Raw genomic sequence first — 237 nt, forward strand, 5'->3', positions numbered from 1 at the left:
TTTCTCGCAAGCCCGGCAAGTGAACTTCTCGCGGACGGTCTGGATCACCTTCCACTGTCGCGGAACGACCTCCAGCGGCCTTGTTGCCCGAAGCTTGTGAAGGCCGGGCTTTCCCTTCCCCTTCCCTTCCCCGTTGGTGGTTAGCCGACGGGGAAGGGAAGGGGATGCCGAAGGCGGTGAAGCGATCGAGGATGGCGCTGCGGATCTGAAGCTCGGCGGTCTGGCGGTCGAAGTCGC

General features: G+C 63.7%; 1 pseudogene. It reads right to left on the bottom strand.

Annotation, left to right across the window (positions count from 1 at the left end):
* Nucleotides 1-75, bottom strand: a pseudogene (locus Q1B08_RS21910) (IS66 family transposase zinc-finger binding domain-containing protein); the annotation flags it as partial.
* Nucleotides 76-237: the final 162 nt, after the last annotated feature.

Source organism: uncultured Jannaschia sp. (assembly GCF_947494025.1).
Classification (GTDB): domain Bacteria; phylum Pseudomonadota; class Alphaproteobacteria; order Rhodobacterales; family Rhodobacteraceae; genus Jannaschia.